We start from the raw sequence: 24,796 nt of genomic DNA on the forward strand, positions 1-24,796 counted from the left end.
GGGCTTGCCCCGCGATCACCGGCAGGGCCGGTGCCATCCAACACGCTGCCTGCATCGCGGGGCAAGCCCGCTCCCACAGGGGCGTGGCTCGCTGGCGTTTTGCTGTGCCTCATGTTGGGTATGGCACACGCCGACGAAACCCTGCGCGTCTCCAGCCAGAAAAACTCGCTGCAGGTGCTGCTGCAGGCTGCCGGCGAGCTCGACGATGTGCCATACCCCCTGGAGTTCGCCGCCTTCGGCGCCGCCGCGCCCACCGCCGAGGCCCTGGCGGCCGGCGCGGTGGATATCGGCACCCTGGGCACCGCGCCGTTCGTGTTCGCCACGGCGGCCGGCGCCGGGCTCAAGACCGTCGGGGTGGTGCGCCTGCAGGTGACGCCCACGGCGGTGGCGATCGTCGTGCCCGAGGCGTCGTCCCTGACCGACGCGGCTTCGCTGGTGGGCCGGCGCATCACCACCACCCGCGGTTCCATCGGCCATTACCTGGCGCTGGCCGCATTGCGCGCCAGCGGCCACAAAGGCCGCGACGCCACGTTCGTGTTCCTCCAGCCAGGCGAGTCGCGCAGCCTGCTGGCCAACGGCGGCGCCGACGCCTGGGCCACCTGGGATCCGTACACCAGCATGGTCCAGCTCGAAGGCGGCACGCGGGTGCTGGTCAGCGGCGAAGGTTTATTCGCCGGCAACATGCTGCTGGTGGCCAACCCTGCGGCGATCCGCGACAAGCCGGCGCAACTGCGGGATTTCCTGCATCGGGTCGGCCGCGCCTGGGACTGGGCCAATGCTCATGTCGAGCAGTTCTCGGCGATCCAGGCCCGCCAGAGCGGGCTGCCATTGGAAGTGCACCTGCGCTCGAACCGCTATTCACAACCACGCCGGGTCGCGGTGGACGACGCCCTGGTCAGGGACCTGGCCGACACCGCCCGGCTGTACCGGGACGAGGGGGTGATCGGCCCGGGTTTCGTTGCCGAACAACAGGTGGACAGGCAGTTCAATGAGGCGCCGGAAGTTCAGTGAAAGTTACCCTGGGTGCGTGACGTAAGTTGTCATTTTTATAATGTTCATGCGCATTTCTGATAATGACTGAAGTTGCTCTGTAATATTTTGAAAAAAGTTTTGATGCTAGAGAAAAACGATATTTCACAAGCGCTTGCTGCTTGTTGAAGATGGCCTGGCGACCATCGGATGTTGCCGGTTATTCGCCCATCACAGGTGCAGTCAAACCGTTCAGGAATACGCGAGGGAGTGTTCATGCTGACGATTACCACGGTCGAGGAGTTGACCGCCGCACAGTTAGACGATGTGATTCACGCCCGTACACTGGGCATCCTGATCAAAGGTTTCGCACCCGCCGATACCGTGGCCCTGGCCCTGGAGCGCCTGAGCCATCACGAACTGCGCGGCGCGTTCAGCGAGCAGACCGAGTTCGTGCGCCTGGGCAAGGCCTATATCGAGATCAAGGACGAGGCCAGCCGCGCCGAATACCACGGCCAGGCCATCGGCAACATCCGCAAGATCCGCAGCGCCTTCGGCCCGCTGGCGTCGCCCATCGATCACCTGCGCCTGCTGCTCGACGAGGTCTGGCCCAAGGGGGCGCGGCTGCTGGATGTGAACGGGCAGAAGTGCTTCGTCGGCATCGCCCGCTTCCAGGGCAACAATGTCGACCTCACGCCGCATACCGACGACCTGGCGCGCAACGCCCCGGCCGATCACCAGCCGCGGCTGCTCACCCAGCTGTCGACCAACATCTACCTGCAGATCCCCGAGGACGGCGGCGAGCTGGAGATCTGGAACCTGCACCCGGACGAGGCCGAATACCAGCGCCTGCGTGGCCAGCGCGCCTACGGCATCGAGCGTCACCTGCTGCCGCCGCCGGACCTGGTGGTCAAGCCCGAGCCGGGCGACCTGATTTTCCTCAACCCGCGGCTGATCCACGCAGTGCGCCCTTCGGCCACCAGCACCCGGGTCACCCTCGGCGTATTCATCGGTTATTTCGGCGACGACCAGCCTTTGGCCTACTGGAGCTAAGCGACATGAGCAATGTGGAAGCGATCAACCTCAAAGCCTATTTCAACAAGGGCGGCGAAGAACTGGACTTCACCGGCAAGCGTTGCGTGCTGGCAGTCAGCGTGGGCCAGGAATACCACGAGGAGCACAAGCTCAGCTCCACCGTGCACCTGATCAACAAGTCCGGCTTCAGCCAGGTGAAAGTGGTAGTGGCCGATACCCTGCAGCGCCACAACAAGCACGGCAAGTCGCCGGGCGAGGCGCTGTCGGCGTCGATCCGCGACGGCGACGCGTGGTTGGCGCGCAACCGCAAGTACCTGGCCGGGCTCGAGGCGCCGGTGCGCATCAGCCGCTGGAACCAGGAGCTGGCCTCGGACCGCTACGCCGAGCTGCGCCAGCAGGTGAACCAGCTGTACCGCGACAGCGAGGACCTGCGCGGTGCCATCGAGGCGACCATCGGCGTGTTTATCGAGCGTTTGCGATTGCGCGATCCCGAGGCGGACCTGGAGCGCGCCGCCGCCCAGTGCCGCGAGTACATCCTCGAGGAGGTGCCGATCATCCTGCCGCAGTGGGCCGAGGAGGGGTACGACTACGTGATCTACCCGCAGCAGATGACCGATGCCATGGCCACCGCCCGGCGCCTGCTGGTCGAGCCGCACGCGCCGGAGCGGGTGCACTGGCTGCCATTGAAGTTCAAGAAGCGCGGCATCCCGATTCCCTTCACCTTGCCAGGGGCGGTGCACCCGGCCTGGGCCGCCAGCGCCATCGCCATCTGAATTGCTGCAACCCCGGCCCCACGCCACACGGACGACGGCCTTCATACTGAAATTCGGAACAGGAGTTTCCATGGGCGTTTTTGCGCAACAGCAACGCAAATGGTGGGCTTTGCTCGGCGTGAGCATTGCCAGTTTTCTCGGCTGCGTCGACTTCACCATCGTCAACACCGCGCTGCCGGCGCTGCAGGCCGACCTCGGCGCCTCGGTGGACAGCCTGCAGTGGGTGATCAACGGTTTCATCCTGGCGCTGTCCAGCGCCATGGTGCTGGTCGGCCGGCTGGCCGACCTGACAGGCCGCCGACGGGTACTGGGCATCGGGCTGGGCGTGTTCGGGCTGGCCTCGCTGGCGGCGGGGCTGGCCAGTGGCATCGACACCCTGGTGGCCGCCCGAGTCGCCCAGGGCCTGGCCTGCGCGGTGTTGTACACCGCGTCGGGGGCGATCGTCGCGGCCACCTTCGCCAGCGAGGAGCAGGGCAAGGCCTTCGGCGTGCTGTTCGGCGTCAATGGCATTGGTCTTGCCGCGGGGCCGGTGCTGGGCGGGCTGATCACCAGCGCCTTCGGCTGGCAGTGGATCTTCCTGGTCAACGTGCCGTTCGTGCTGCTGAGCCTGGCGATCATCGCCGTGGCGGCGGACGAGTCGCGGGCCGGCGAGGAGGGCGCGCGGCTCGACTGGCTGGGTGCGGTGCTGTTGCTGGTGGGCTTGCCAAGCCTGGTGCTGGTGATCGTCCAGGGTGCTGCCTGGGGTTGGACTTCGGCCACTACCCTGGGCCTTGCGACGGTGGCGTTGTTTGCCTTGCTGGCCTTCGTCGCGGTCGAGTTGCGGGTCGAGGCGCCGATCATCGACCTGCGCCTGTTCGCCAACCGCCGCTTCGTCGCGGCGGTCACCGCCAGCTTCGGCCTGGCGGTGTTCTACTGCGTGGCGTTCTTCGTGATGCCGCTGTACCTGGCGTTGATCCGTGGCGAGAGCGTGCAGGCCAGCGGCCTGCTGTTGCTGCCGACGACGCTCGGGGTGGCGCTGTTGTCGCCGTTGGTGGGGCGTCTGGTGGATCGCAAGGGCCCGGCGCTGCTGGTGCAGGCCGGGTTGCTGCTGTTCGTGCTGTCCGCCGTGCTGCAGGCGGCATTTGGCGAGCACACCTCACTGTTGCATCTGTTGGGCGCATTCGCCGTGATGGGGCTGGGTTGGGCCTGCATCCTCGGGCCTTCGACGGTACTGGGGATTTCCTCGGTGCCGCAGCAGGTGAGTTCGGTGGCCATGGGCTCGCTGATGACCCTGCACAACGTCGGCGGTGGGCTCGGGCTGGCGGTGGGAGTCGGGTTGTACCGGGCGGTGGCCACCGATACGTTGTCCGCCGCCAGCGGCGTGCCCGCGCAGACCGACTGGCTGGCCCGGGCGGCGGCGGCGCCGGAGCAGGGGGCGGCTTTGTTGGGCGAGCACCTGGGGCAGGGCGGCGATGTGCTGCAGAGCTGGGTGCATGCCGCATTCCTCGATGGTTACCAGGCGCTGATGGTGTTCCTTGCGGTCAGCCTGTTGCTGGTCTGGGGTGGCGTGACCTTGCTGCTGCGAGCGAAGCAGGCAAGCGTACCCGCCCAGGAGCCCAGCCATGGCAAGGCGTGACGGCCGCCTGCGGCTGGGCGCCTTTCTCTCCGGCTCCGGTGCTCACGCCGGCAGCTGGCGACACCCGCAGGCCGACGCCGACGCCTCGATCAACTTCGAGCGCTACCGGCAGTACGCCCAGACCCTGGAGCGCGGGCGTTTCGACGCGCTGTTTCTCAACGACAATGTCGCCGTCGGCGAACTGGACCCACGGGTGCTGCGCAGCAGCGCCTACAGCCTGCGCTGGGACCCGCTGACCCTGCTGCCGGCGCTGGCGGTGGTGACCCGTCACATCGGCCTGATCGCCACCGCCAACACCAGTTTCAACGAGCCCTACAACATCGCCCGCAGCTTCGCTTCCCTCGATCACCTGTCCGCTGGACGCGCCGGCTGGAACCTGGTCACCGCGCTGATCGGTGGCGAGAACTTCAACCAGGCGGCGCACCTGCCCCATGCCGATCGCTATGCCCGCGCCGAGGAGTTCTTCGACGTGGTCACCGGGCTCTGGGACAGCTGGGCAGACGACGCCTTCCCGCTGGACAAGGCCTCCGGCACCTGGCTGGAGCCCGCGCGCATGCGGCTGCTCGATCACCAAGGCGAACATTACCGCGTACGGGGCCCGTTGAATGCTCCACGACCCGTGCAAGGCTGGCCGGTGATCGCCCAGGCCGGTTCCTCACAGGCCGGCCGGGCGCTGGCGGCACGCAGCGCCGAGCTGGTGTTCACCGCCCAGCAGACCTTGAGCGAGGGTCGGGCGTTCTACGCCGACATGCACCAGCGCCTGGCCCTGGCCGGGCGGGCGCCGGAGTCGTTGCTGGTGTTTCCGGGCCTGGCGCCGGTGGTGGGGCGCACGACCAGTGAAGCCCAGGAGAAGCACGAGCAACTGCAGGCGCTGGTGGATCCAGAGGCGGCGCTCAAGGCGTTGTCGTTCCTGCTGGACATTGGCATCGACCTGGAGCGGCTGCCGGCGGATGCCCCGGTGGTGCTGCCGGAGCCGTTGCCGCTGACTGAGCGGCACCAGAGCCGCCAGCAGTTGGTGATGGACCTGATCCGCCGCGAACGGCCCACCGCCAGGCAGTTGCTGGCCAGGCTCGGCGCGGGCGGGCACCGGCTGCTGGTGGGCACGCCAAGGCAGATCGTCGAGGAGATGGCCTGCTGGTTCGAGGAAGGGGCGGCGGATGGCTTCAACCTGCTGTTCACCCACATGCCGGGTGGGCTGGATGACTTTGTCGGGCAGGTGGTGCCCGAGTTGCAGCGGCTGGGGTTGTTCCGGCGTGAGTATGAGGGGCTTACGTTGCGGGAGAATCTGGGGTTGCGGTATGTGCCCAATCGCCATTTTTCGAACTGAGCATGGCAGCTGTGGGAGCGGGCTTGCCCCGCGATGGCGTCATTAGCGAACTGACGCTATCGCGGGGCAAGCCCGCTCCCACGAATACCTGTACTGACCCGGAGGGGCAGCTCAACCCCGCTGATCGAAGAAATGCCCCATCAGCTGCAACAACGGCCGCCGCCGGTTCTTCACGGCGAACTCCCACTCATGGGTCTGCGACGGCGCATGGCCGACCTCATGTTCGCTCAGCAGCTTCTGCACCTGGGCCAACCGGTACCACGGCACCGAGGGGAAGGCGTGGTGGACGATGTGCAGGTTGAAGTTGAGGATCACATAGCGCGACCACAGCGGCAGGTCCTTGCAGTCGTGGGACACCCCGTCCTGCTCCCAGAACTGCAGGCGGTCGGCGTCCCGCGCAAGCAACGGCGCCTCGGCATGGTGAGGCAGGTTGAGCAGCTCGACCATGAAGAACAGGAATACCCAGGTGATCCCGTAGAACAGCACCAGGTCCAGCAGGTGCCCCAGGCTCCAGGCCAGCACCGCCGCCGCCAGATAACCGGCCAGGTACAGGCGGGCGAAGCGGATCTCCTTGAGAATCCTCGGCGAACTGTCGCCCTTGGCCCGGGCAATGAATGGCGCGCGCCAGTTGAGCAGGAAATGGTTGGCGGCGATCATCGGGATCCAGTGCTTCCAGACGAACTCCAGGGTGCGCTCCTGTTTTTTCGTCATCACCGAGAAGCGCTCGATCATGCCGCGGTTCTCCGGGTCGTTCACCGGGTGCGCGGTCCAGGTGTGGTGGGCCATGTGGAAGCGCCGGCGGACCAGGAACGGCAAGGCGATCAGCCAGCCGTCGCAGTGGCCGATGAAGTCGTTGAGCCGGCGGTTGGCCGAGGCGGCGCCGTGGGTCGCCTCGTGCATGATCAGGTAGAGCTGCACGGTAGCCAGGCCGGCCAGCGCCAGTCCCAGCAACTGCAAGGCGGAGGAGTCGGCGAGCCACAGGTTCCAGGCCACCGCCAACAACAGCAGGTCGGCGACCCAGAGCATCACGGTCCAGGGTTCCCGGGCGCCGTCGGGGATCTGTTTTCTTACACTAAGCCATTGGTCCTTGGTCACTTGCAAAAACTCCGATCGGTTAGCTGGCGGCCCGGGAAGCCGGGGCTGCGGGAATGCTGCAGAGGTTGTTGGCCAGGTGCGCGTAGGCCAGGTCGAAACGGGCGATGTCGTCGTCGAAACCATGGCTGCGCGGGGCCACGGCGAAGTCCTGGAACACCAGCTGGAGGCAGTCGTAGCGGCTGCCGTTCTCCAGGTGCCAGGCCGGCAGGTAGGCGGTGATGGCAAAGCCCAGGCGACGCAGGCTGGCCAGCAGCTCCAGCTTGTCTGCCAGGATCAGCAGGCTGACGTACTCGGCCTGCGCATGCTGGCGCAGCAGCGCGCCCAGCTCGGCCAGCACGGCCTGGGTCGACGGGTAACGGCCACACTGGCCCGACAGCATCAGCGCGCCGGCCTGGGGATCGTGGCTGTAGCTGAGCTGGCCATGACGTTCGGCGCCGGTGGGACCGCTGAGGAAGGTGTCCGGGTAGTTGCCGGGGGTGACGGCGAGCTGCAGGGCGGGGTAGAGCAGGCGGCGGACGAAGTCGGCGGCGCGGGTGGTCACGTACCAGGGCGCGACATGCACAAAGCCGGCCTGGGGCACCGGGTGGATGGCGGTCAGGTGATACTCGCGCAGGCCGTCGACCTTGTCCGGACCGCCGTCGTGCCCCACCAGCACCGCGGGGCGGATCTTCTTCATGACGCCGTGGCTGGCGATGTTGCGGGTGATGTAGAAGCCCAGCTCCAGGGGCTCGGGCCGGTGGGTCTCGAAGCCCAGGCGCACCAGGCTGGAAATGGCGCCGGTCCTGCGCGCATCGGGGTGGATCACCCCGTGGCAGACTTCCCACGAGCGATTCCAGGGGCGGCGGGCGATGCAGCAGCATCCGAGCAGTAGGCCTTGGGCCTCGGCGACGAACCACTGCTGTTGCCCGCTGCCGAGCGAGTGGCGGATATAGTCCGGGCTCTGGCAAGGGTGGGTGGTCTGCCCATAGACCTGCTGGAACAGCGCGGCGAGGGCTTCGATATCGGCGGGGCTGGCCGAGCGATAGCGCAGTGTTTCGGTTTCCGGCAACGGCGCAACGGCCGTTTGCGGCGAACGGGTCGCAGTCATGACGCACCTTTTGTCTTTATTGAAGGCGAACGAAGGCAGTGACCGCCCAGGGCAGGTCACGGGCACGTGGCGGGGCTGGGGTCAGTGACGGGGATGTCGTCGCAGGTCGGCGCGGCGGGGCGATTCGTATAGAGGGTGAGGCGAGGGGGCGTCATCCGTGAGCATGGCCATCATGCGACTCCTGTACATGGAGGGTTCTTGTCCAAGGCCAGCGCAAATCCTTGGCGCTGGCAGGAAAGGGACTATAGAGCCACGCAGGGGGCCGTCAAACGGGTATCGGCAGGAAGCGGCAACGCGTTGCGTAGGCAAGGTGCCGAGGCGGCGAGCAGGCCCGCCCCCTGTTTTTCGGCACGTCAGGTCCCGGAGCAGTGCGTTGTAGGAAAAGGCTTACATGTAAATGGTTGTAATGACGACCAGGCGTTCAGATATCGCTGTCCTTGAGGCGGGCAAGGCCGCTGTCGCGTGCGGGTCTGGCATGGCCCGGCAGTGGTTCCGACCGGGGTTGCCCTGCCGTGCTGTAGACCCGGGTACGACTGCCCAGACCCTCCACCAGGGGCGCCTGCAGCGGGTTTCGGGTGCGGGCCTTGAGGTCGGCGATCACCTCGTCGAGCAGCGCGTCGATCTGCGTGCTGTCCTGGTGGTGGGCGGTGGTGATCAGGTGCGCGGTGTCGCCCGAGGTGGCCAGGCAATGGCGTTTCCACACGCTGGCCGAGGGGCAGGGGAACACCACGGTGATCGAGTTGGGGTTGCGCCAGGCCTCGATGCCGGCCGCCCGCAGCCGGTCCACCGCATGCTGGGCCAGGTCCAGGCAGCGCTGGATGCGTGCGCGCCAGTCGTCCAGCGACCGGCTGCACAGGGCGGCCCACATCATCAGTGGCGTGTGGCCGTTGCGCGAACCGCTGATGGTCTGGTCGCGGGCGCTGATGTAGTCGATTTCCACCGAGATGCGCTCGACGTTGCCGCGCCGGGCCACGACGATGCCGCAGGGCATCGGCGAGCCGATCATCTTGTGCCCGGAGACGCAGATCGAGTCGATGCCGTCGGCGAACGAGTAGGGCTCGGGGGCGTCGACGAAGGGCAGGATCATGCCGCTCAGGGCCGCGTCGGCATGCAGGTAGTAGTCCTCGCGGCGGATGCCGGCCCGGGCCAGGCGCTGCTGGATGGTGGCGATGTTGTCGGTGGCGCCGCGCAGGGTGGTGCCGAGGTTGGCAAAGATGATCGGGTGGCGTTCACCGTCGGCCGCGATCCGCGCGACCAGGTCGTCATAGTCCATCTCGCCGTTGGCCTGGGACTCCACCACCTGGGCCTTGATGCGTAGCAGGCGGACGATCTTGGCCACCGAGTAGTGGGTGTCCTTGGAGTAGTAGAGGGTGGCGTCGGGAAACAGCTCGCGGGCCAGGTAGCAGCCGAACATGTTGCCTTCGGTGCCGCCATTGGTGACATAGCCCCAGCTGTCCTCGAACGGGATGTGAAACAGCTCGGCGAAGAAGCGCATCACCTCGCGCTCGAAGTCGAATGAGTTGAGCAGGTAGTTGCTGGGCTCGTTCCAGTCGCCGCAGTTGTTGATGGAAAAGCGCATGAAGCGGTGCAGCAGGCTGTAGTCGAAGTCGGCCGACTCGGGGTAGCCGACATTGAAGTACTGGTGGGTAAGGCAGTACTGCCAGAAGGCCTCGAGGCGCTTGTGGTTGGCGGGTGAGAATGTCATGTCCAGCTCCATGGTGCGCGCTCGACCGGCCAGGGCCGAGCGCGGTGCGGGTGAAAGTCCTTGTCAATGCCGCATCAGGCTCAGGCGGCCAGGGTGGCGCCGCCGTCGACCACGATATCCTGCAGGGTCACGTGCCCGGCCTGCTCGGAGGCCAGGAACAGCACCACCTGGGCGATGTCGTCGGGCGTGGCGATCTTGCCCAGCGGCACGCCGAGCTTGAACTGCCCGGGCAGGCCGTCGACCAGCTGGCGCTCGCCCGCCGGGTCGCCGAGCATGCCGGCGAGCATCGGCGTGCGCGTCGAGCCCGGCGACACCACGTTGCAGCGCACGCCGTAGGGCGCCAGCTCCAGGCCCACGCAGTGGCTGAGGCTGACCAGCGCGGCCTTGGAGGCGCAGTAGGCGGCCATGTTCAGGCGCGGCACGTGGGCGGCGTTGGAGGCGACGTTGATGATGGCGCCGCGGCGTTGGCGACGGAACACCGGGGTCCACTGGCGCATCAGGTAGAACGGCGCACTCACGTTGACATCCAGGCAGCGCTGCCAGTCCTCGCAGGACACCTCGTCGCTGCGCCCCAGGCGCAGCACGCCGGCGACATTGACCAGCACGTCGAGGTACTGCGCCTGCTCCTTGAGGCGGTCGCAGACCCGCTGCACGTCGGCCGGGTCGGTCAGGTCGACATGCAGCAGCGCGAACGGCACGTCGGCCTCCTCGCAGTCCAGGCCGATGACCTCGGCGCCTTCCTCGAGAAACTGCTGCGCCACACAGCGACCGATGCCGCTGGCGGCGCCGGTGACCAGCACGCGCCGGCCGGTGAAACGGGCCATGGCCATCATGCGGCCCCCCGCGCTTGCACCAGCGACCACCAGCCGTCCAGGGTCGGCGCGTTGGCCAGCTCCTCGAAGCTGACGGCGATGCCGCGCTGCTTGAGCTCGGCGGCCAGCTTCATCACCTGCAGCGAGTCCAGGCCGTAGAAGATCAGGCTTTCCTGCGGGTCGAGGTCGCTGTCGTCCTCGATCATCTGGCGCACCCGGCCATGCAGCCAGTCGCGGGTGGTCTCGCCCGCGGGTTGGGTCAGCAGGGCGGCAGTGTCGGTCACATGGCCGCAGCGGGTGGCCACGTACTTCAGGGCCAGGCGGTGCTCCTCCTCGGAGAAGTCGGCCACCGCGTCACCCACCAGGAACGCCTGGATATCGTTCATGAAGGCGTCGGCGGCGGTGATCATGCAGCCGATATGGGCGTAAACGCCGCCGATCAGCAACTGGTCGCGCTGCCAGCCGCGCATGCGCTCAAGCAGGTCGGAGCGCTGGAAGGCGCTGTAGCGCCACTTGGTCAGCACCGTGTCGCCCGCTTGCGGCGCCAGGGCGTCGATGATCGGTTGCTGCTCGGGGCTGGCCGCCGGCAGGCCCGGGCCCCACATGGCGTTGAGCAGGGCGCGGTCCTCGGGCGGCTGTTCATGGGGCTGGGCGGTGTAGACCACCGGAATGCCTTGCTCGCGGGCCCACAGGATCAGCCGCGACAGGTTGTCCACCAGGGCGGTGAGTAGGGCGCCGTCGGGCTGGTAGAAGCGCAGGAAGTAGCGCTGCATGTCGTGGATCAGCAGCACGGCCCGGGCCGGATCGGGTTGCCACTGGGTCTTGTTGGCCGGGTAGCTGGCCCGCTGTGGCATGGCATAGTCATGGATGGTTGGAATGGTCATGTCGGGTCCTTGGACGGTCAGGCGGTCGGGGCGACGGCGAGCAGCGCGCGCAGTTGCTTCTTGTCGATCTTGCCCACCGCGGTCAGCGGCATGGCGTCGATCAGCCGGATCCGGTCCGGGAGCTTGTATTCGGCGATGCCCAGGCCCATCAGGTGGCGGCGCACGGCAATCGGCTTGAGCTGTGGGTTGTGCGAGACGATGAAGGCGCAGCTCTTTTCGCCGAGCAGGTCGTCGGGCAGCGCCACCAGGGCGGCGTGGGTCACGTCCGGGTGCATGACGATCAGGTTCTCGATCTCCTCCGAAGCGACCTTCTCGCCGCCGCGGTTGATCTGGTCCTTGACCCGCCCGACCACCCGCAGGTTGCCGTCGGCGCTGCGCTGGACGATGTCGCCGGAGTGGTAGAAGCCGTCCTGGTCGAACACCTGGGCGTTGTGCTCGGGGCTCTTGTAGTAGCCACAGAAGGTATAGGGGCCACGGGTGGCGAGCATGCCTGGCTCGCCGTCGGCGACTGGCTGGCCCTGCTCGTCGAGGATGCGCACTTCGTCCAGCTCGCTGATCGGCCGGCCCTGGGTGGTGAACACCTGTTCATCGCTGTCGTCCAGGCGGGTGTAGTTGACCAGGCCCTCGGCCATGCCGAACACCTGTTGCAGGCGGCAGCCCAATACCTCGGGGACCTGGCGGGCCAGGGCCTCGGCGAAGCTGGCGCCGCCGACCTGCAGCAGGCGCAGGCTGCGCAGCTTGGCCGCGTGCCCGGGCGCGGCCTGCAGCCACAGGGCCACGGCGCTGGGCACCAGGGCGGCCATGGTCACGGCATGGCGTTCGATCAGGGCGAAGCAGTTGAGCGGCTCCGGATTGGCCGCCATGACGATGCAGCCACCGGCATGCAGCACGCCCAGGCCGCCGGGGGAGCTGAGGGTGTAGTTGTGCGCGGCGGGCAGGGCGCAGAGAAAGCGCGTGGCGCTGTCCAGGGCGCAGATCTGCGCGCTGGCCCGCACGCTGTAGGCGTAGTCGTTGTGGGTGCGCGGGATCAGCTTGGGGGTGCCGGTGCTGCCGCCGGACAGCTGGAACAGCGCCACCTCGCCAGCGGGGCTGGGCGCGTAGTGGGTGCCGCGCACATCGGCGCTGGCGCTCCATTCGTCGAGGGCATCGAGCATCAGTGTCAACTTTGGACGCAGGCCTTCCCTGGCCAGGTCGTCGAGGAACGCGTCGTTGCGGAACACTTCATGCTCGGCCGAGGCGATCAGCAGGGCGGGGTGGATCTGCCGGGCGAAGGCGCCCAGCTCGTGCTGGCGGTGGCTGTAGAGCGCGTTTACCGGGGCGATGCCGGCCTTGAACAGGGCAAACAGCACGATGTAGAACTCGGCGACGTTGGGCAACTGCACCAGTGCCGTGTCGCCCTGGCCCAGGCCGTGGGCGGCCAGGCGCGAGGCCAGGTTGGAGGCGCGCCGGTCCAGTTCGCCGTAGCTGATGCGGCGTTCGCCGCAGAGGATCGCCGGGGCCTGTGGCTGCGCGGCGGCGCGCTCGATCAGCAGTTGGCTGAGCGGCTGTTCGTTCCAGTAGCCGGCGGCGCGATAGCGCTGCGCCCGGTCCGCGGGCCAGGGGGTGAATTCGATGGTCATGGGAATCTCGGAAAGCGGATTTGAGGTCAATGGTCCAGGCCGCAGGCACGCAGCATGGTGCCGAGCTTGGTCTGCACTTCGTTCCATTCGGTGTCGGGGCTGGAGGCCTCGACGATGCCGGCGCCGGCGAACAGGCGCACGCGCTGGCCGCTGAAGGTGCCGCAGCGGATGGTCACCACCCACTCGCCGTTGCCCTGGGCGTCGCACCAACCAACCATGCCGGTGAACAGGCCGCGCTCGAAGGGTTCGACGAAGCGGATCAGCTGGCGGGCCCGCTCGGTGGGGTAGCCGCACACGGCGGGGGTCGGGTGCAGGCGGCAGGCCAGTTGCAGGGCGTCGATATCGGCCGTGGCCAGTTCGCCCTCGATGCGGGTGGACAGGTGCCACAGCGCGGCGGTGCTGATCAGCGACGGCCGCTCGGGGACCTGCAGGCGGCTGCACAGTTCGCCGACGCGCTGGGCGATGTCCTCGGTGACCAGGCGGTGCTCGTAGTGGTCCTTCTCCGACGCCGCCAGCCATTGCGCATTGGCGCGGTCGGCCTCGGGGTCGGCCATGCGCCGCACCGAGCCGGCCAGCGGGTTGCTGACGAACGCCGTGCCTTGCTTGTGCACCAGCAGCTCCGGGCTCACCCCCAGCAGGGTGGCGCCATCGGCCAGGGGCACGCGGAAGTGGTAGCCCTCGCGGTTCAGCGCCTTGAGGTTGGCCTGCACCTGTGCCGGGTCCACGGGCGCGGCGAAGTGCAGTTCACGCTGCACCGAGAGCACGGCCTTGCGCACATCGCTGTGCTGGAAGTTGACGATGGCATGGCGCACGGCGCGCTTGAAACCGTGTTCGTCGGGGATGTTGGCCTGGCTGAGCAGCGCCGGCAGCGCGCCGGCCTGGGCGGGCGCCGCGGTGCGTTGCTGCCAGGCATAGGCCTGGGGAACGTACAGACTGGATGCCTGAGTGGTGTCGAAGGGGATGGCGCCGACCACGATCGGGTTGTCCTGCCCGGCCTGGCGGGCGCGTTCGAAGGCCTGGTCGATGCTGCGCCGCAGCGCGCCGCCGGCCAGGTGGCTGCCGTGGGCTGGGGTGTCGATCCGCTCGCGCAGGCCGCTGACGCTCAGCTCGCGGTCGCCGGATGTGAATGAAAAACTCGAGTCCTCTTGGCTGAGCGGCACGGTGTCCCTGTCTTGCAAACGCAGGGTGCCTGTCTTCATGGGTAGCCTCCTTGGCCGATGGGTGAGAAAGAAAACCTTGAAATATAATCATTCTCGTTAGTAAATATGAGGACGCGAAACACATGGATTTGTCAACCACGCGGGTAAGCGATGAGAGAGTTAACTTCGATGCAGGCCGCCTGTTGGATCGGGCGGGATGCACATGCGGCACTGGGTGGCGTCAGCGCGCACCTGTATGCCGAGTTCGATGGCCAGGCCATCGATGTGGCGCGCCTTGCGGGCGCACTTGAGGGGCTGTACCGGGCACATCCGATGCTCAGGCTGCGCATCGACGGGCAGGGGCGGCAGAGCATCGACGAGACGCTGCGCGCCCAGCTGGAACTGGAGGATTTCAGTGATCTGGACGGTCCAGCCGTGGAGCGGCGCCTGCTGGAGAAACGTCGCCAGTGGAGCCACCAGCGCCTGGACCTGGGCGCTGGCCAGGGTGCACGCTTCGGCCTGAGCCTGCTGCCGGGCAATGCCACCCGGCTGCACGTGGACACCGACATGATCGCGGTGGATCCGTCGAGCTTCCGGGTGCTGATGGAAGACCTGGCCCGGCTGTACGACACCCCTGAAACCATGCTGCCGAGCACGCCGAGCTACTTCGACTGGCTGGACCAGGCGCGTGCCGATGCCGACCTGCGCGATGCTCGCAGCCGCGACCGCGCCTGGTGGCGGGCACGCCTGGCGCAGATCGCCCCGGCGCCGACGTTGCCCTTGCTTGCCCCGGGCCCTGCACGCAGCGAGCGCTTTGCCACCCGCCTCGAACCCGACCAGTACCGCGCCTTGCAGCAGGCGGCGCGGGTGCAGCGGATCACCTCGTCGGCGTTGCTGCTCGGGCTGTTTGCCACCGCCCTGGGCGAGCACACCGGTGATCGGCGTCTGCGCCTGAACGTCCCGGTGTTCTGGCGCGAGCCGGTGCTGGAACCGGTGCAGCGCATCGTCGGCGAGTTCGCCAACCTGGTGCTGGTCGATGTCGATTTCACCGGTGCAGGTAGCCTGGCCGTACTGTGCCAGAACTTGCACCGACAACTGGTGGAACGCCTGGCGCACAGCACCTATCCAGGCGTGGATCTGATGCGCGACCTGTCTCGCCATCACGGCACGCCGCAACTGGCGCCGGTGGTGTTCACCGCAGGGCTGGACCTGCCCGGTGGCGAGCTGTTCTCCGAGCGCGTGGGCCGGGTGTTCGGGCCGATGGACTGGGTGATCTCCCAGGGTCCGCAGGTGGCGCTGGATGCGCAGGTGGCCCAGGTCGATGGCGGCTTGCTGGTCAACTGGGATGTGCGCCTGGACGCACTGCCAGCGGATTGGGTCCAGGCACTGTTCGAGCGCTTCATTGCCCTGGCCGTCGCGGTGGCTGCCGACACGGGCGCCCTGCACCAGCCTTTGACGATCGCGGCCAGCCGGGATCGCCCCTTGAATGCCCTGCAGCAGGCCTACCTGCTGGGGCGTGGCGAGCATCTGCCGCTGGGCGGCGTGGCCATGCAGGAGTTCCGTGAGTACCGCGGGCGCATGGACCTGGCGCTGCTGCGCAGCCGCCTCACGGACATGGTGCGTCGCCACGACGGCCTGCGCACCCGCATCGACGCCCAGGCACTGACCCAGTCGTTGAGCGACCAGGTGCAGGTCAACCTGGAGGTGATCGACCTGCACGCCTTGACGGCCGAGCAGGCCCAGGCGCAGCTCGAGGTCCGCCGCGAGGTTTATGCCCATGAGCTATTCGACCTGGCCGGGCCGCCCTGGAATGTCACCGCCTTCCAGTTGCCGCAGGGTGAGCTGGTGGTGTTCGTGCGCTTCGATGCGCTGATCCTCGATGGACGCTCCATCGCCACCCTGATGGTCGAGCTGTTCGACGGGCATTGCCAGCCGCTGACCGCCAGCGAGCCGACGGCGGCTGTCGTCGACCGGAGCGAGGTGCGCAAGGCCGATGCCGAGTATTGGAAGTCAAAGCTGGCCGAGGTCGATGGCGCGCCACGGCTGCCGTGGCGCTGCGCCCTGGACAAGGTCGGCGTGGCGCGATACGCACGCCAGCGCCAGGTGATCCCGGCGCCGGTGTTCAAGGCGTTGAGCCGCGCCGGTGCGCGTAAGGGGCTGTTCAAGAACTCGACGATCATGGCCGTGGTGCTGGAAGTGCTCGACCACTGGCTCGACGAGGGCAGCCTGTGCGTGGCGGTGCCGGTGGCGCCACCCCAGGACGGCGCGTTCGCCAACCGTTCCAGCTTCATCGCCCTCGACTGGCAACACAAACTGCCCACGCTCGCCGAGCGCGCCAAGCGCCTGCAGGCCGATGTGCTGGAGGGCCTGCAGCACCTGGCGTTCTCCGGCGTGGACCTGGCGCGCCTGCTGTACGACAGCAACGGCCCGGGCCCGGCACTGCCGGTGGTGCTGACCAATGGCCTGTCCTGGCCGGTGGGCGCGGTCGATGCTCCGATGACCTTGAGCGCGGGCCTGACCCAGACGCCCCAGGTGGCCATGGACATCCGTTTCTGCAACACCGCCGAAGGAGGGTTGGCATTCGAGATCGACTATGCCCGCGAAGCGGTCGATGGCCGCTGGGTCGGGCAGTTGCTCGCGGCCTTTGGCCAGGCGGTGGCGCAACTGGCCGGGCAGGGCGCGTTCGAAGTCCAGGCACGGCAGTTCATCGACCTTGACCACTACCGCCTGAACAGCAGCGAGGCGCAGGCCGAACCTGTCGATTTCCTCGGGCGCATCGCCCACAACCTGTTCGGCCCGGACAGCGGACGCATCGCCTTGCTGCACGGCGAGCGGCGGATCAGCTACGCCGAACTGGGCGAGGGTGTCGCCCGTATCGTCCAGGCTTTCAAGGCCCGGGGCCTGCAGCCTGGCCAAGTGGTCGCGATCTGCCTGCCGCGCGGCCCTGAGCACAGCATGACGACCCTGGCCTGCGCCCTGAGCGGGCTGGTCTGGGTGCCGATCGACGCGGCGGCGCCCGAGGAGCGCCTGCGCTACCTGCTGGACAACTGCCAGCCGGCGCTGGTGGTCGACAGCGCCGCGCCACTGCTGGCCAGCCCGCCGGCCGTCCTGGACCTGACGGGCCTGGCGGCGTTGTCGGCCAGCAGCGCGCCGGCCTACTACCTCTATACCTCCGGCACCACCGGCAAGCCCAAGTGCGTGGTGCTGAACAACCGCGCCACGGCCAACGTCATCGGCAGCACCCTGGCGCAGTGGCAGGTCAGCCGCGATGACGTGTTCATCTCGGTGACCCCGCTGCACCACGACATGTCGGTGTTCGACGTGTTCGGCAGCCTTTGCGCCGGAGCGGCGCTGGTGCTGCCCGAGCCCGGCGAGGAAAAGGACGCGTTGCGCTGGAACCAGCTGGTCAGGCAGCACGGTGTGAGCCTGTGGTGCTCGGTGCCGGCCATTCTCGAAATGCTCCTGGCCTGCCGCCAGGGCGATGGTCTGCGGAGCCTGCGCCTGCTGGCCCAGGGTGGCGACTACATCAAGCCGGCGGTGATCGCCGAGCTGCGCGAGCAGTTGCCGGCGGCACGCCTGGTGTCCCTGGGCGGGCCGACCGAGACCACCATCTGGAGCATCTGGCACGAGATCGGCGACCAGGACCGCGCCAGGGTGCCCTATGGACGCCCATTGCCGGGCAACCGCTACTGGCTGCTGGACGAGCACGGCGAGCATTGCCCGCAGGGCGTCGCCGGGCGTATCCACACCAGTGGGGTGGGCCTGGCCCTGGGCTACCTGCAGGACGGCGAACTGGTGCAGAACGACTTCGTCAACGTGCTCGACGAGCACGGCGCGCTGGTACGGGCCTTCCGTACCGGCGATCGAGGTCGCTACCGCGAGGACGGCGTGCTGCTGTTCGACAGCCGGGTCAATGGCTACGTGAAGGTGCGCGGCGTGCGCGTGTCGCTGCCGGACATCGAGATCGAGCTGATCCGCCATCCGGCGGTGCAGCAGGTGCTGGTGGTGGACTACGGCGACACGCAACAGGGCGAGGCCTGCATCGGCGCGCTCTATGTGCGGCGCCACGGCGCGCCACCCGGCGCCGTGGCGTTGCGCGAGCATGCCCGGGCGTTGCTGGCGCAGTCCCACGTGCCCACGCGCTTCATCGAGGTAGCCGAGTTACCGTTGACGGCCAACGGCAAGCCGGACCGCCGCCGCGCCCGCACGTTGCTGGAAGGCCAAACCGAGCAGGCGCCGGCGCCGGCACCGACGCCCAGTGACCCGCAGCGTTGCGCCCAGGTGCTGGCGATCTATCAGCAGGTGCTCGGCGTCACGCAGCCGGCCCTGGACTTCCTCGCCATGGGCCTGCGCCCGCAGCACCTCAAACCCCTGGCCGCACGCCTGGGCGAGGCCTTCGCGGTGCGCTTGTCGCCCGCACAGTTGCTGGCGTGCCGCACGGTCGAAGACGTCGAGCGCCTGCTCGCCGCCACGCCTGCCTGAATCAACCGCCCTGGGCCGCACCCAGGGCGCCATCCGTAGTTTTTGGGAAATCATCGAGCATATGGACATCGCAACCCTAGACATCGCCGGCATCGGCGTCGGACCGTTCAACCTGGGCCTGGCCGCGCTGCTGTCGCGCCACCCGGACCTGCGCTGCGCGTTCCTCGAGCGCAAGGCGGAATTTCGCTGGCACGAGGGCCTGCTGCTACCGGGCACCACCTTGCAGGTGCCGTTCCTCGCGGATCTTGTGACCCTGGCCGACCCGTGCCACCCGTTGAGCTACCTCAACTACCTGCACCAGCACGACCGCTTGTTCCAGTTCTACTACTACGATCACTTCCAGGTGCCCCGGCGCGAATACGATCACTATTGCCGCTGGGCCGCGCGCCAGCTGCCGGCCTGCCACTTCGGCGAGGAGGTCACCGGGGTGCGTTACGATGGCGACAGCGAGCGCTTCGTCATCGACAGCGTGTCGGTGTCGGGCCTGGAGCGGCGCTACAGCAGCCGTGACCTGGCCATCGGCGTCGGCACCCGGCCGTGGCTGCCGGCCTGGGCGCGCGCGCGCAGCCAGGCGCCGATGCTGCACTCGGCGGAGTTCGGCAAGCGCCAGGGCGAACTGGAGCAGTGCCGGCGCGTGGTGGTGGTCGGCTCCGGGCAGAGCGCGGCGGAGTGCGTGCTGGCCCTGTTCAATGCGCTGACGCCGGAGCAGGTGGAGGCGGGGGCGTCGATCCACTGGATCACCCGTTCAGGGGGCTTCCATCCCATGGAATACTCCAAGCTTGGCCAGGAGTGCTTCACCCCGGCCTACATGAACTACTTCCACACCCTGGACCGCGACAAGCGCCGCGAGATCGTCGCCGAGCAGGGCCTGTTGTACAAGGGCATCAGTTTTTCCACCATCGGCGCGATCTACGACCTGATCTACGAGCGCTCCATCGGCGGGCGCGAACCGGGGCTGACGTTGCTGTCCAGCTGCGACGTGGAGACGGTCGAGGACCTGGCCTCGGCGGGCCTGCGCATGACCTTCCGCCACCGCCAGCTGGACCAGCGGGCGACCCTGGAAACCGATGCGATCGTCGCGGCGACCGGCTATGCCCATGCCTGGCCGCAGTGGTTCGAGCAGCTCAAGGGCACGGTGCTGGCCACCGACGCGCATGGTGACTGCATCGTCGGCGAGGATTTCACCGCGCAGCGCTGCGATGGCGGCAGTGGCCGGGTGTTCGTGCAGAACGCGGAGATCTTCCAGCATGGCGTCGGCTCGCCGGACCTGGGGCTGGGGCCGGTGCGCAATGCGGTGATCCTCAACCAGTTGCTGGGCCGGGCGCAGTACCGGGTGCCGCAGCGGTCGTCGTTCCAGCGCTATGGGTTGCCGCAGGACTGAACGATGGGGCTGCTTCGCAGCCCTGATTTAAATCGGACTGCGTGGGAGCGGGCTTGCCCCGCGATCACCGGCGAAGCCGGTGCTGTACTGCATCGCTGGGTAAGCCCGCTCCCACGCTGGTGATGCTTACAACGCCACGTCGCCCAACGCCCGCTGGCCAGCATCCACCTCGGCAAATACCCCAAACGCCGCCGAAATCATCGCGCACAGGCGCTCGACCTGGGCGGCGCTGTAGCGATCGCTGCGGTAGGTGATCACCAGGCGCAGCGAGCGCTGGCCGTCGAACACATCCTCCATGATCTCGAACTGCAGGCCGAACATCGACTCGCTCTTGTCCGGGTCGATCTGCTTGTAGCGGATCGCCTGGCCTGCGGGCGTGCGCAGGGCGCCATTGAGGGCGTTGTTGGCGTGGATCTGCACGTACACATCGAACATCAGCCCCTCGGCGGGCGTCATGCCCAGCGCCTGCTGGATGGTCTCCATGGGCACGTCGGCATAGGCCATCGAGTCGTTGATCATTCGCGTCACATCGCCCAGCAGGTCGCCCAGCGACTGCTCCGGGGCGAACTGTACACGGTGGGCGACCATGGTGGTGAAGTAGCCGACGGTGTCGAAGAACGCCGGATCCGTACGCCCCGAGGCCGAGGTGCCGATCACCAGGTCCGAGAGGTTGCCGAGCTTGTGCAGCGACAGGGCGATGGCGGTGTAGATCACACTGAACAGCGATGACTGGTGCTGCCGGGCACTGGCGCCGAGTTGCTCCAGCACGCCGGGTGCGGGACGCAGCTCCAGCCAGCGGGCGCGGGTGGTCGCCTGGTCGGCGGGCAGCAGCGTGGCATCATCCCAGGCGGGCAGGGCAAGGCCGCGGGTGGCGTCGCGCAGCAGTTCGGTCCAGTACGCCAGGTGGCGCGGGTTCGGGCCCTGGGCACTCTGGGCGAGGGCGAATTCGTGGAAGGTCCGCGCCGCCGCCGGCCATTGTGGCGCTCGATCCTGGGCGCGGGCCAGGTAGGCCTCGGCCAGTTCGGCCATGATCACGTTCAGCGACCACTCGTCGATGGCCATGTGGTGGACCAGGAACGACAGCACCTGGTGGCCGCTGTGCGGGTCACGCAGCAGGCGCAGCCTCAGTGGCAGTTCGCGGGCCAGGTCGAAGCGGTGCTTCGCCTCGCTGGCAAGGCTCGCTCCGGTGCTCTCGGCGCTGTTCCAGAACCACTTGTAGCGGCCCAGCTCGGCCAACGGCACGATGCGCTGGCAGGCGCTGTCGCCTTCGCCATGGTAGGTGGTGCGCAGGCTGGCGTGGCGCTCCAGCAGGTCGCTGAAAGCTTGCTGCAGCAGCGCTTCGTCCACCGGGTCGTGGAAGTCCAGGGCAAAGGGCAGGTTGAAAATGGTGCCGTAGTCGAACGCCGCGCAGGCGCGCCACAACGACGCCTGGGCCAGGGCCATCGGCGCCTGCTGGATATCCCCGGCCTGGTCGCTGGCCTGGCCGGCTTGCCCTTGACTCAGCTTGGCGCGGGTGGCCAGCGCCGACGCGCTGGGCGAGGCGAAGAAATCGCTGAAACGCAGTTCGATACCGTGCTCGCCTTGCAGGCGCCCGATGATCCGGGTGGCCAGCAGTGAGTGGCCGCCCATGTCGAAGAAGTCATCTTCCAGGGTCATGCCAGGCTCCGCCAGTGCCTGGCGGAACGCATCGAGAATGCGTTGCGCGATGTCCGTCGAGGGCGCCTGGGACAGCGGCTCGAGCTGCAGTGGCTGGTCGCCGGCCAGGGCGTCGTATTCAGCGCGGATGCGTTCGAGCAGGGCTTGCGGCGACTGGCGCAGCACCGCATGGCAGAGCAGGCCGAGCGCGGCCTGCTGGTCGCCGGCCAGCAGCAGGGCCTCGAACGGCGGCTGCGTGGTGGAATCCCAGGGCGCCGCCTGGCGCGCTCGCAGCAGGGCGTCCATGCCCTGGGCGGCGCTGCGCTCGATGCGCAGGCACGGGTACCAGCCGGGCTCCTGGGTCTTGTACAGGTCGCCGTCATCGCTGAAGTGGTAGCGGCTGTTCAGGCCCGGCGTGGCCTCGACCACCGCCTGCACGGCCAGGGCCAGCAACGACAGGTCGGCCTGGGGGCCAAGGCGCCAGGCACCCAGTTGCCGGTGCAGCTGCTCGGGTTGCTGCTGCTGGGCGAACCAGGCGAGTTCCTCGTGTTCGTCCAGGGCCTGGGGCGAGGGTGGGGTGGTGTTGCGTTCCAACATAGCTAGCTTCCTGCTGTTCGATCGTTCAAGGCCCGCGTCGGCCTTCACTGCCATCCATGGATCGCGGTGAGTGGCCGCGCAGAGGGGTTGCACCACCGGGGTGCATTGCGTGAATCCCGGGGATTCGTTATGGTGTGAAAGATGCAAATAATTATCATCTAGATTGGCGCACGTCAAAGCAAGCCGTCTGGAATGCACCACGCTCAGGGAGAGGTACCGTGGACAACGGAACGTTCGCGCTTCGTCAGCAGCTGCACCAGCTGTATCAGGATCATCACGGCTGGTTGTGCGACCTGCTGCGGCGCAAGCTCGGCAACTCGGTGGATGCGGCGGACCTGGCCCACGACATCTACCTGCACCTGATGAACAAGGGCCAGGTGCCCAGCGCCGAGCAGTCGCGCTGCCACCTCACGCAGATCGCCAACGGCAAGGTCATCGACCTGTACCGCCGCCGTCAGCGCGAAACCCGCTACCTCGAGGACCACGGCCTGCTGCCCGAGCCACGGGTGCCGTCGGAGGAGGCGCGGGCGCTGGTGGTCGAAGCGTTGGCTGCGATCGACAGCGCCCTGCAGCGGCACTCGCCCAAGGCGCGCCAGGCCCTGTTGCTGTGCCGCCTCGACGGCATGGCCCACCGCGCCATCGCCGACGAGCTGCGGGTCTCGGTGTCCTCGGTGGAAAAGTACATCGCCGCCGGCCTGCGCACTTGCAGGCGCTACCGGCTGGGCGGCGCCTGAGGGCGCGCAGATTTTCTTGCGGGTTTGCCCGCCTCGTGCGGAATACAGGTTGAGAAGGACATGCGGGCAGGGCGCCCCAGGGACGGCCCGGCCCGCGCCTCGTGCTGAAAAGGAGCATTCATGAGTGTTGAACAAGGGGTGGCGGACCCGTCCGCCCGTGGACCGGTCGCCGCGGTGCTTGCGCCGATACGCGGCCGATTGATCGTCGCCGGGTTGCTCGCCGCCCTGGGTGCCATGCTGACCCTGGCGCCGCTGGCGGCCATCGCCGAAGTCGCTCGGCTGGCCCTGGCCGGCGGGCAGGGCCTCGAGCAGGCCTGGCCGGTCATCGTCGTGGGGCTGGGTTGCCTGTTCGCCGGCATGGCGCTGATCTCGCTGGGCGACCTGGTGGCGCACCTGGCCGACAACCACATCACCGGCACGCTGCGCCTGGCGATCATCCGCCGCCTGGCGCGGGTGCCGCTGGGCTGGTTCACCAGCCGCGCCTCGGGCGAGGTCAAGCAGGCCATGCAGGACGACATCGGCATCCTGCACGGCCTCACCGCGCACTTCTATACCACCCTGGGGCGCAGCGCCGGGGCGGTGCTGGCCTCGATCGTCTACCTGTTCGCCATGGACTGGCGCATGGCGATCGTGTCGATGCTGCCGTTCCCGCTGTTCTTCCTGTTCTTCGCCCGCGCCCACCAGGCCAGCGCCCGCAATATGCAGGCCTTCGGCGCCGGCATGGGGCGGATCAACCAGGCGGTGGTCGAGTTCGTCAACGGCATCCCGGTGGTCAAGGCCTTCGGTGGCCAGCGCAAGGCCCATGGCAGCTACCGCGCGGCGGTGGAAGCCTTCGCCGCGGCCTTCACCGACTTCACCCGACCGCTGGTCAGCGCCATGGCCAACGCCAACGCGATGATCGCCCCGGTGTCGGTGCTCGGCGTGGTCCTGGCGTTCGGCACGCTGTTCGTCGGCCTGGGCTGGATCACCCCGGTGCAGGTGCTGCCGTTCGCTCTGGTGGCACCGGGCATCTGCGCGCCGCTGCTGTTGCTGGCCTACATCACCCACGACCTGAACAACGCCACCGGCGCCGCCCAGCGTGTGCAGACGCTGCTGCACACACCGGTACTGGAGACCGACGGCCAGGGCGCCGGCAAGCTGCCGGCCGATGCGCGGATCGAAGTGCAGGGCCTGGGCTATCACTATGATCCGCGCAATCCGGTACTGAGCGAGGTGTCGTTCACCCTCGAGCCCGGCACGGTGACCGCAGTGGTGGGCGCCTCGGGTGCCGGCAAGTCGACCCTGGCGCGCCTGCTGCTGCGCTTCTTCGACCCCAGCGCCGGGCGCATCACCCTGGGCGGCGTCGACCTGCGCCAGATTGACAGCGCCCAGCTGTACCGACGCATCGGTTTCGTCCTGCAGGACGTGCGCCTGATCCATGCCAGCGTGCGCGAAAACATCGCCCTGGGCCGGCCTTCGGCGAGCCAGGAACAGATCGAGGCGGCGGCGCGGATCGCCAATATCCACGAGCGCATCCTTGCCCAGCCGCGCGGCTACGACGCGGTGATCGGCGAGGACGTGCAGTTCTCCGGCGGCGAGCTGCAACGGCTGAGCATCGCCCGCGCGGTGCTGCTCGACCCGCCGGTGCTGGTGCTCGACGAAGCCACCGCGGCGGCCGACGCCGAGAACGAAGTCAAGCTGCAACAGGCGCTGTCGCGCTTCGCCCAGGGCCGCACGCTGCTGGTGATCGCCCACCGCCTGGACACGGTCATGCACGCCGACCAGATCCTGGTGCTGGACCAGGGCACGGTCGCCGAGCGCGGCAATCACGACGAACTGCTGGCCCGTCGCGGTCTGTACGCCCGCTTGTGGGCTGCCGGGGGTTATGCCAAGGCGCGGACGACCGCGCAGGTGGAGGAACACTGATC

General features: G+C 68.0%; 17 protein-coding genes. 9 read left to right on the top strand and 8 right to left on the bottom strand.

Annotated features, from left to right (window positions below):
- Positions 1-120: 120 nt before the first annotated feature.
- From HU735_RS09740 to HU735_RS09760, 5 genes are all read left to right on the top strand, one after another.
- Positions 121-1,011, top strand: a complete 891-nt coding sequence (locus HU735_RS09740; protein WP_238349780.1) for an aliphatic sulfonate ABC transporter substrate-binding protein — start codon at positions 121-123, stop codon at positions 1,009-1,011.
- 234 nt (positions 1,012-1,245) lie between these two features.
- On the top strand, positions 1,246-2,022 hold the full coding sequence (locus HU735_RS09745; protein WP_050705786.1) for a 2OG-Fe(II) oxygenase: 777 nt from the start codon (positions 1,246-1,248) through the stop codon (positions 2,020-2,022).
- A gap of 5 nt (positions 2,023-2,027) precedes the next feature.
- Complete coding sequence (locus HU735_RS09750; protein WP_050705754.1) at positions 2,028-2,777, top strand: tRNA-dependent cyclodipeptide synthase; 750 nt, start codon at positions 2,028-2,030, stop codon at positions 2,775-2,777.
- Positions 2,778-2,847: 70 nt separating this feature from the next.
- Positions 2,848-4,392, top strand: a complete 1,545-nt coding sequence (locus HU735_RS09755) for a DHA2 family efflux MFS transporter permease subunit (protein ID WP_186713306.1) — start codon at positions 2,848-2,850, stop codon at positions 4,390-4,392.
- Complete coding sequence (locus HU735_RS09760) at positions 4,379-5,719, top strand: LLM class flavin-dependent oxidoreductase (protein WP_186713307.1); 1,341 nt, start codon at positions 4,379-4,381, stop codon at positions 5,717-5,719. Before HU735_RS09755 ends, HU735_RS09760 begins: the two co-directional genes overlap by 14 nt.
- Positions 5,720-5,830: 111 nt before the next feature.
- On the opposite strand, the gene HU735_RS09765 is transcribed toward HU735_RS09760, so the two are convergent.
- The 7 genes from HU735_RS09765 to HU735_RS09795 form a co-directional block, all read right to left on the bottom strand.
- A complete protein-coding gene (locus HU735_RS09765; RefSeq protein WP_186713308.1) occupies positions 5,831-6,814 on the bottom strand; it encodes a fatty acid desaturase in 984 nt (327 codons plus the stop codon).
- Positions 6,815-6,833: 19 nt separating this feature from the next.
- A complete protein-coding gene (locus HU735_RS09770) occupies positions 6,834-7,901 on the bottom strand; it encodes a GNAT family N-acetyltransferase (protein WP_186713309.1) in 1,068 nt (355 codons plus the stop codon).
- Between the two features lie 421 nt (positions 7,902-8,322).
- A complete protein-coding gene (locus tag HU735_RS09775) occupies positions 8,323-9,606 on the bottom strand; it encodes a histidine decarboxylase (RefSeq protein ID WP_186713310.1) in 1,284 nt (427 codons plus the stop codon).
- 80 nt (positions 9,607-9,686) lie between these two features.
- Positions 9,687-10,430 (bottom strand): 2,3-dihydro-2,3-dihydroxybenzoate dehydrogenase, encoded by a 744-nt coding sequence (gene dhbA / locus HU735_RS09780; protein WP_273018699.1) that lies wholly within the window; start codon positions 10,428-10,430, stop codon positions 9,687-9,689.
- A gap of 5 nt (positions 10,431-10,435) precedes the next feature.
- Positions 10,436-11,302 carry an isochorismatase gene (locus HU735_RS09785; protein ID WP_186713311.1) on the bottom strand — a complete coding sequence of 289 codons (867 nt, stop codon included), beginning with the start codon at positions 11,300-11,302 and terminating at the stop codon, positions 10,436-10,438.
- Between the two features lie 17 nt (positions 11,303-11,319).
- Complete coding sequence (locus HU735_RS09790; protein WP_186713312.1) at positions 11,320-12,921, bottom strand: (2,3-dihydroxybenzoyl)adenylate synthase; 1,602 nt, start codon at positions 12,919-12,921, stop codon at positions 11,320-11,322.
- Positions 12,922-12,947: 26 nt separating this feature from the next.
- Entirely contained in the window at positions 12,948-14,120 is a 1,173-nt protein-coding gene (locus HU735_RS09795) for an isochorismate synthase MenF (protein WP_186713313.1), read from the bottom strand.
- 129 nt (positions 14,121-14,249) lie between these two features.
- Between HU735_RS09795 and HU735_RS09800 the strand changes: the two genes are divergently transcribed.
- Entirely contained in the window at positions 14,250-18,542 is a 4,293-nt protein-coding gene (locus HU735_RS09800) for an amino acid adenylation domain-containing protein (RefSeq protein WP_238349781.1), read from the top strand.
- A 61-nt stretch (positions 18,543-18,603) separates the two neighbouring features.
- Positions 18,604-19,923 (top strand): putative histamine N-monooxygenase, encoded by a 1,320-nt coding sequence (gene basC / locus HU735_RS09805; RefSeq protein ID WP_186713315.1) that lies wholly within the window; start codon positions 18,604-18,606, stop codon positions 19,921-19,923.
- Between the two features lie 126 nt (positions 19,924-20,049).
- On the opposite strand, the gene HU735_RS09810 is transcribed toward basC, so the two are convergent.
- On the bottom strand, positions 20,050-22,155 hold the full coding sequence (locus tag HU735_RS09810) for a condensation domain-containing protein (RefSeq protein WP_186713316.1): 2,106 nt from the start codon (positions 22,153-22,155) through the stop codon (positions 20,050-20,052).
- Positions 22,156-22,373: 218 nt separating this feature from the next.
- Between HU735_RS09810 and HU735_RS09815 the strand changes: the two genes are divergently transcribed.
- Together HU735_RS09815 and HU735_RS09820 are read left to right on the top strand one after the other, a co-directional pair.
- Positions 22,374-22,889: a sigma-70 family RNA polymerase sigma factor gene (locus HU735_RS09815; RefSeq protein ID WP_186713317.1), complete on the top strand. Its 516-nt coding sequence runs from the start codon at positions 22,374-22,376 to the stop codon at positions 22,887-22,889.
- 120 nt (positions 22,890-23,009) lie between these two features.
- Positions 23,010-24,794 carry an ABC transporter ATP-binding protein gene (locus HU735_RS09820; RefSeq protein ID WP_186713318.1) on the top strand — a complete coding sequence of 595 codons (1,785 nt, stop codon included), beginning with the start codon at positions 23,010-23,012 and terminating at the stop codon, positions 24,792-24,794.
- The last annotated feature ends 2 nt before the right edge of the window (positions 24,795-24,796 follow it).

The sequence above is a fragment of the Pseudomonas sp. BW16M2 genome, assembly GCF_014268865.1.
GTDB classification, from domain to species: Bacteria; Pseudomonadota; Gammaproteobacteria; order Pseudomonadales; family Pseudomonadaceae; genus Aquipseudomonas; species Aquipseudomonas peradeniyensis.

Excerpts from the sequence above, each read along its gene's own strand:
- HU735_RS09810 (WP_186713316.1), bottom strand. The coding sequence starts at position 22,155 with ATGTTGGAACGCAACACCACCCCACCCTCGCCCCAGGCCCTGGACGAA.
- HU735_RS09800 (WP_238349781.1), top strand. The coding sequence starts at position 14,250 with ATGCAGGCCGCCTGTTGGATCGGGCGGGATGCACATGCGGCACTGGGT.
- HU735_RS09740 (WP_238349780.1), top strand. The coding sequence starts at position 121 with ATGGCACACGCCGACGAAACCCTGCGCGTCTCCAGCCAGAAAAACTCG.
- HU735_RS09795 (WP_186713313.1), bottom strand. The coding sequence starts at position 14,120 with ATGAAGACAGGCACCCTGCGTTTGCAAGACAGGGACACCGTGCCGCTC.
- HU735_RS09790 (WP_186713312.1), bottom strand. The coding sequence starts at position 12,921 with ATGACCATCGAATTCACCCCCTGGCCCGCGGACCGGGCGCAGCGCTAT.
- HU735_RS09755 (WP_186713306.1), top strand. The coding sequence starts at position 2,848 with ATGGGCGTTTTTGCGCAACAGCAACGCAAATGGTGGGCTTTGCTCGGC.
- HU735_RS09785 (WP_186713311.1), bottom strand. The coding sequence starts at position 11,302 with ATGACCATTCCAACCATCCATGACTATGCCATGCCACAGCGGGCCAGC.
- HU735_RS09750 (WP_050705754.1), top strand. The coding sequence starts at position 2,028 with ATGAGCAATGTGGAAGCGATCAACCTCAAAGCCTATTTCAACAAGGGC.
- HU735_RS09760 (WP_186713307.1), top strand. The coding sequence starts at position 4,379 with ATGGCAAGGCGTGACGGCCGCCTGCGGCTGGGCGCCTTTCTCTCCGGC.
- HU735_RS09775 (WP_186713310.1), bottom strand. The coding sequence starts at position 9,606 with ATGACATTCTCACCCGCCAACCACAAGCGCCTCGAGGCCTTCTGGCAG.
- HU735_RS09770 (WP_186713309.1), bottom strand. The coding sequence starts at position 7,901 with ATGACTGCGACCCGTTCGCCGCAAACGGCCGTTGCGCCGTTGCCGGAA.
- dhbA (WP_273018699.1), bottom strand. The coding sequence starts at position 10,430 with ATGGCCCGTTTCACCGGCCGGCGCGTGCTGGTCACCGGCGCCGCCAGC.
- HU735_RS09745 (WP_050705786.1), top strand. The coding sequence starts at position 1,246 with ATGCTGACGATTACCACGGTCGAGGAGTTGACCGCCGCACAGTTAGAC.
- HU735_RS09820 (WP_186713318.1), top strand. The coding sequence starts at position 23,010 with ATGAGTGTTGAACAAGGGGTGGCGGACCCGTCCGCCCGTGGACCGGTC.
- basC (WP_186713315.1), top strand. The coding sequence starts at position 18,604 with ATGGACATCGCAACCCTAGACATCGCCGGCATCGGCGTCGGACCGTTC.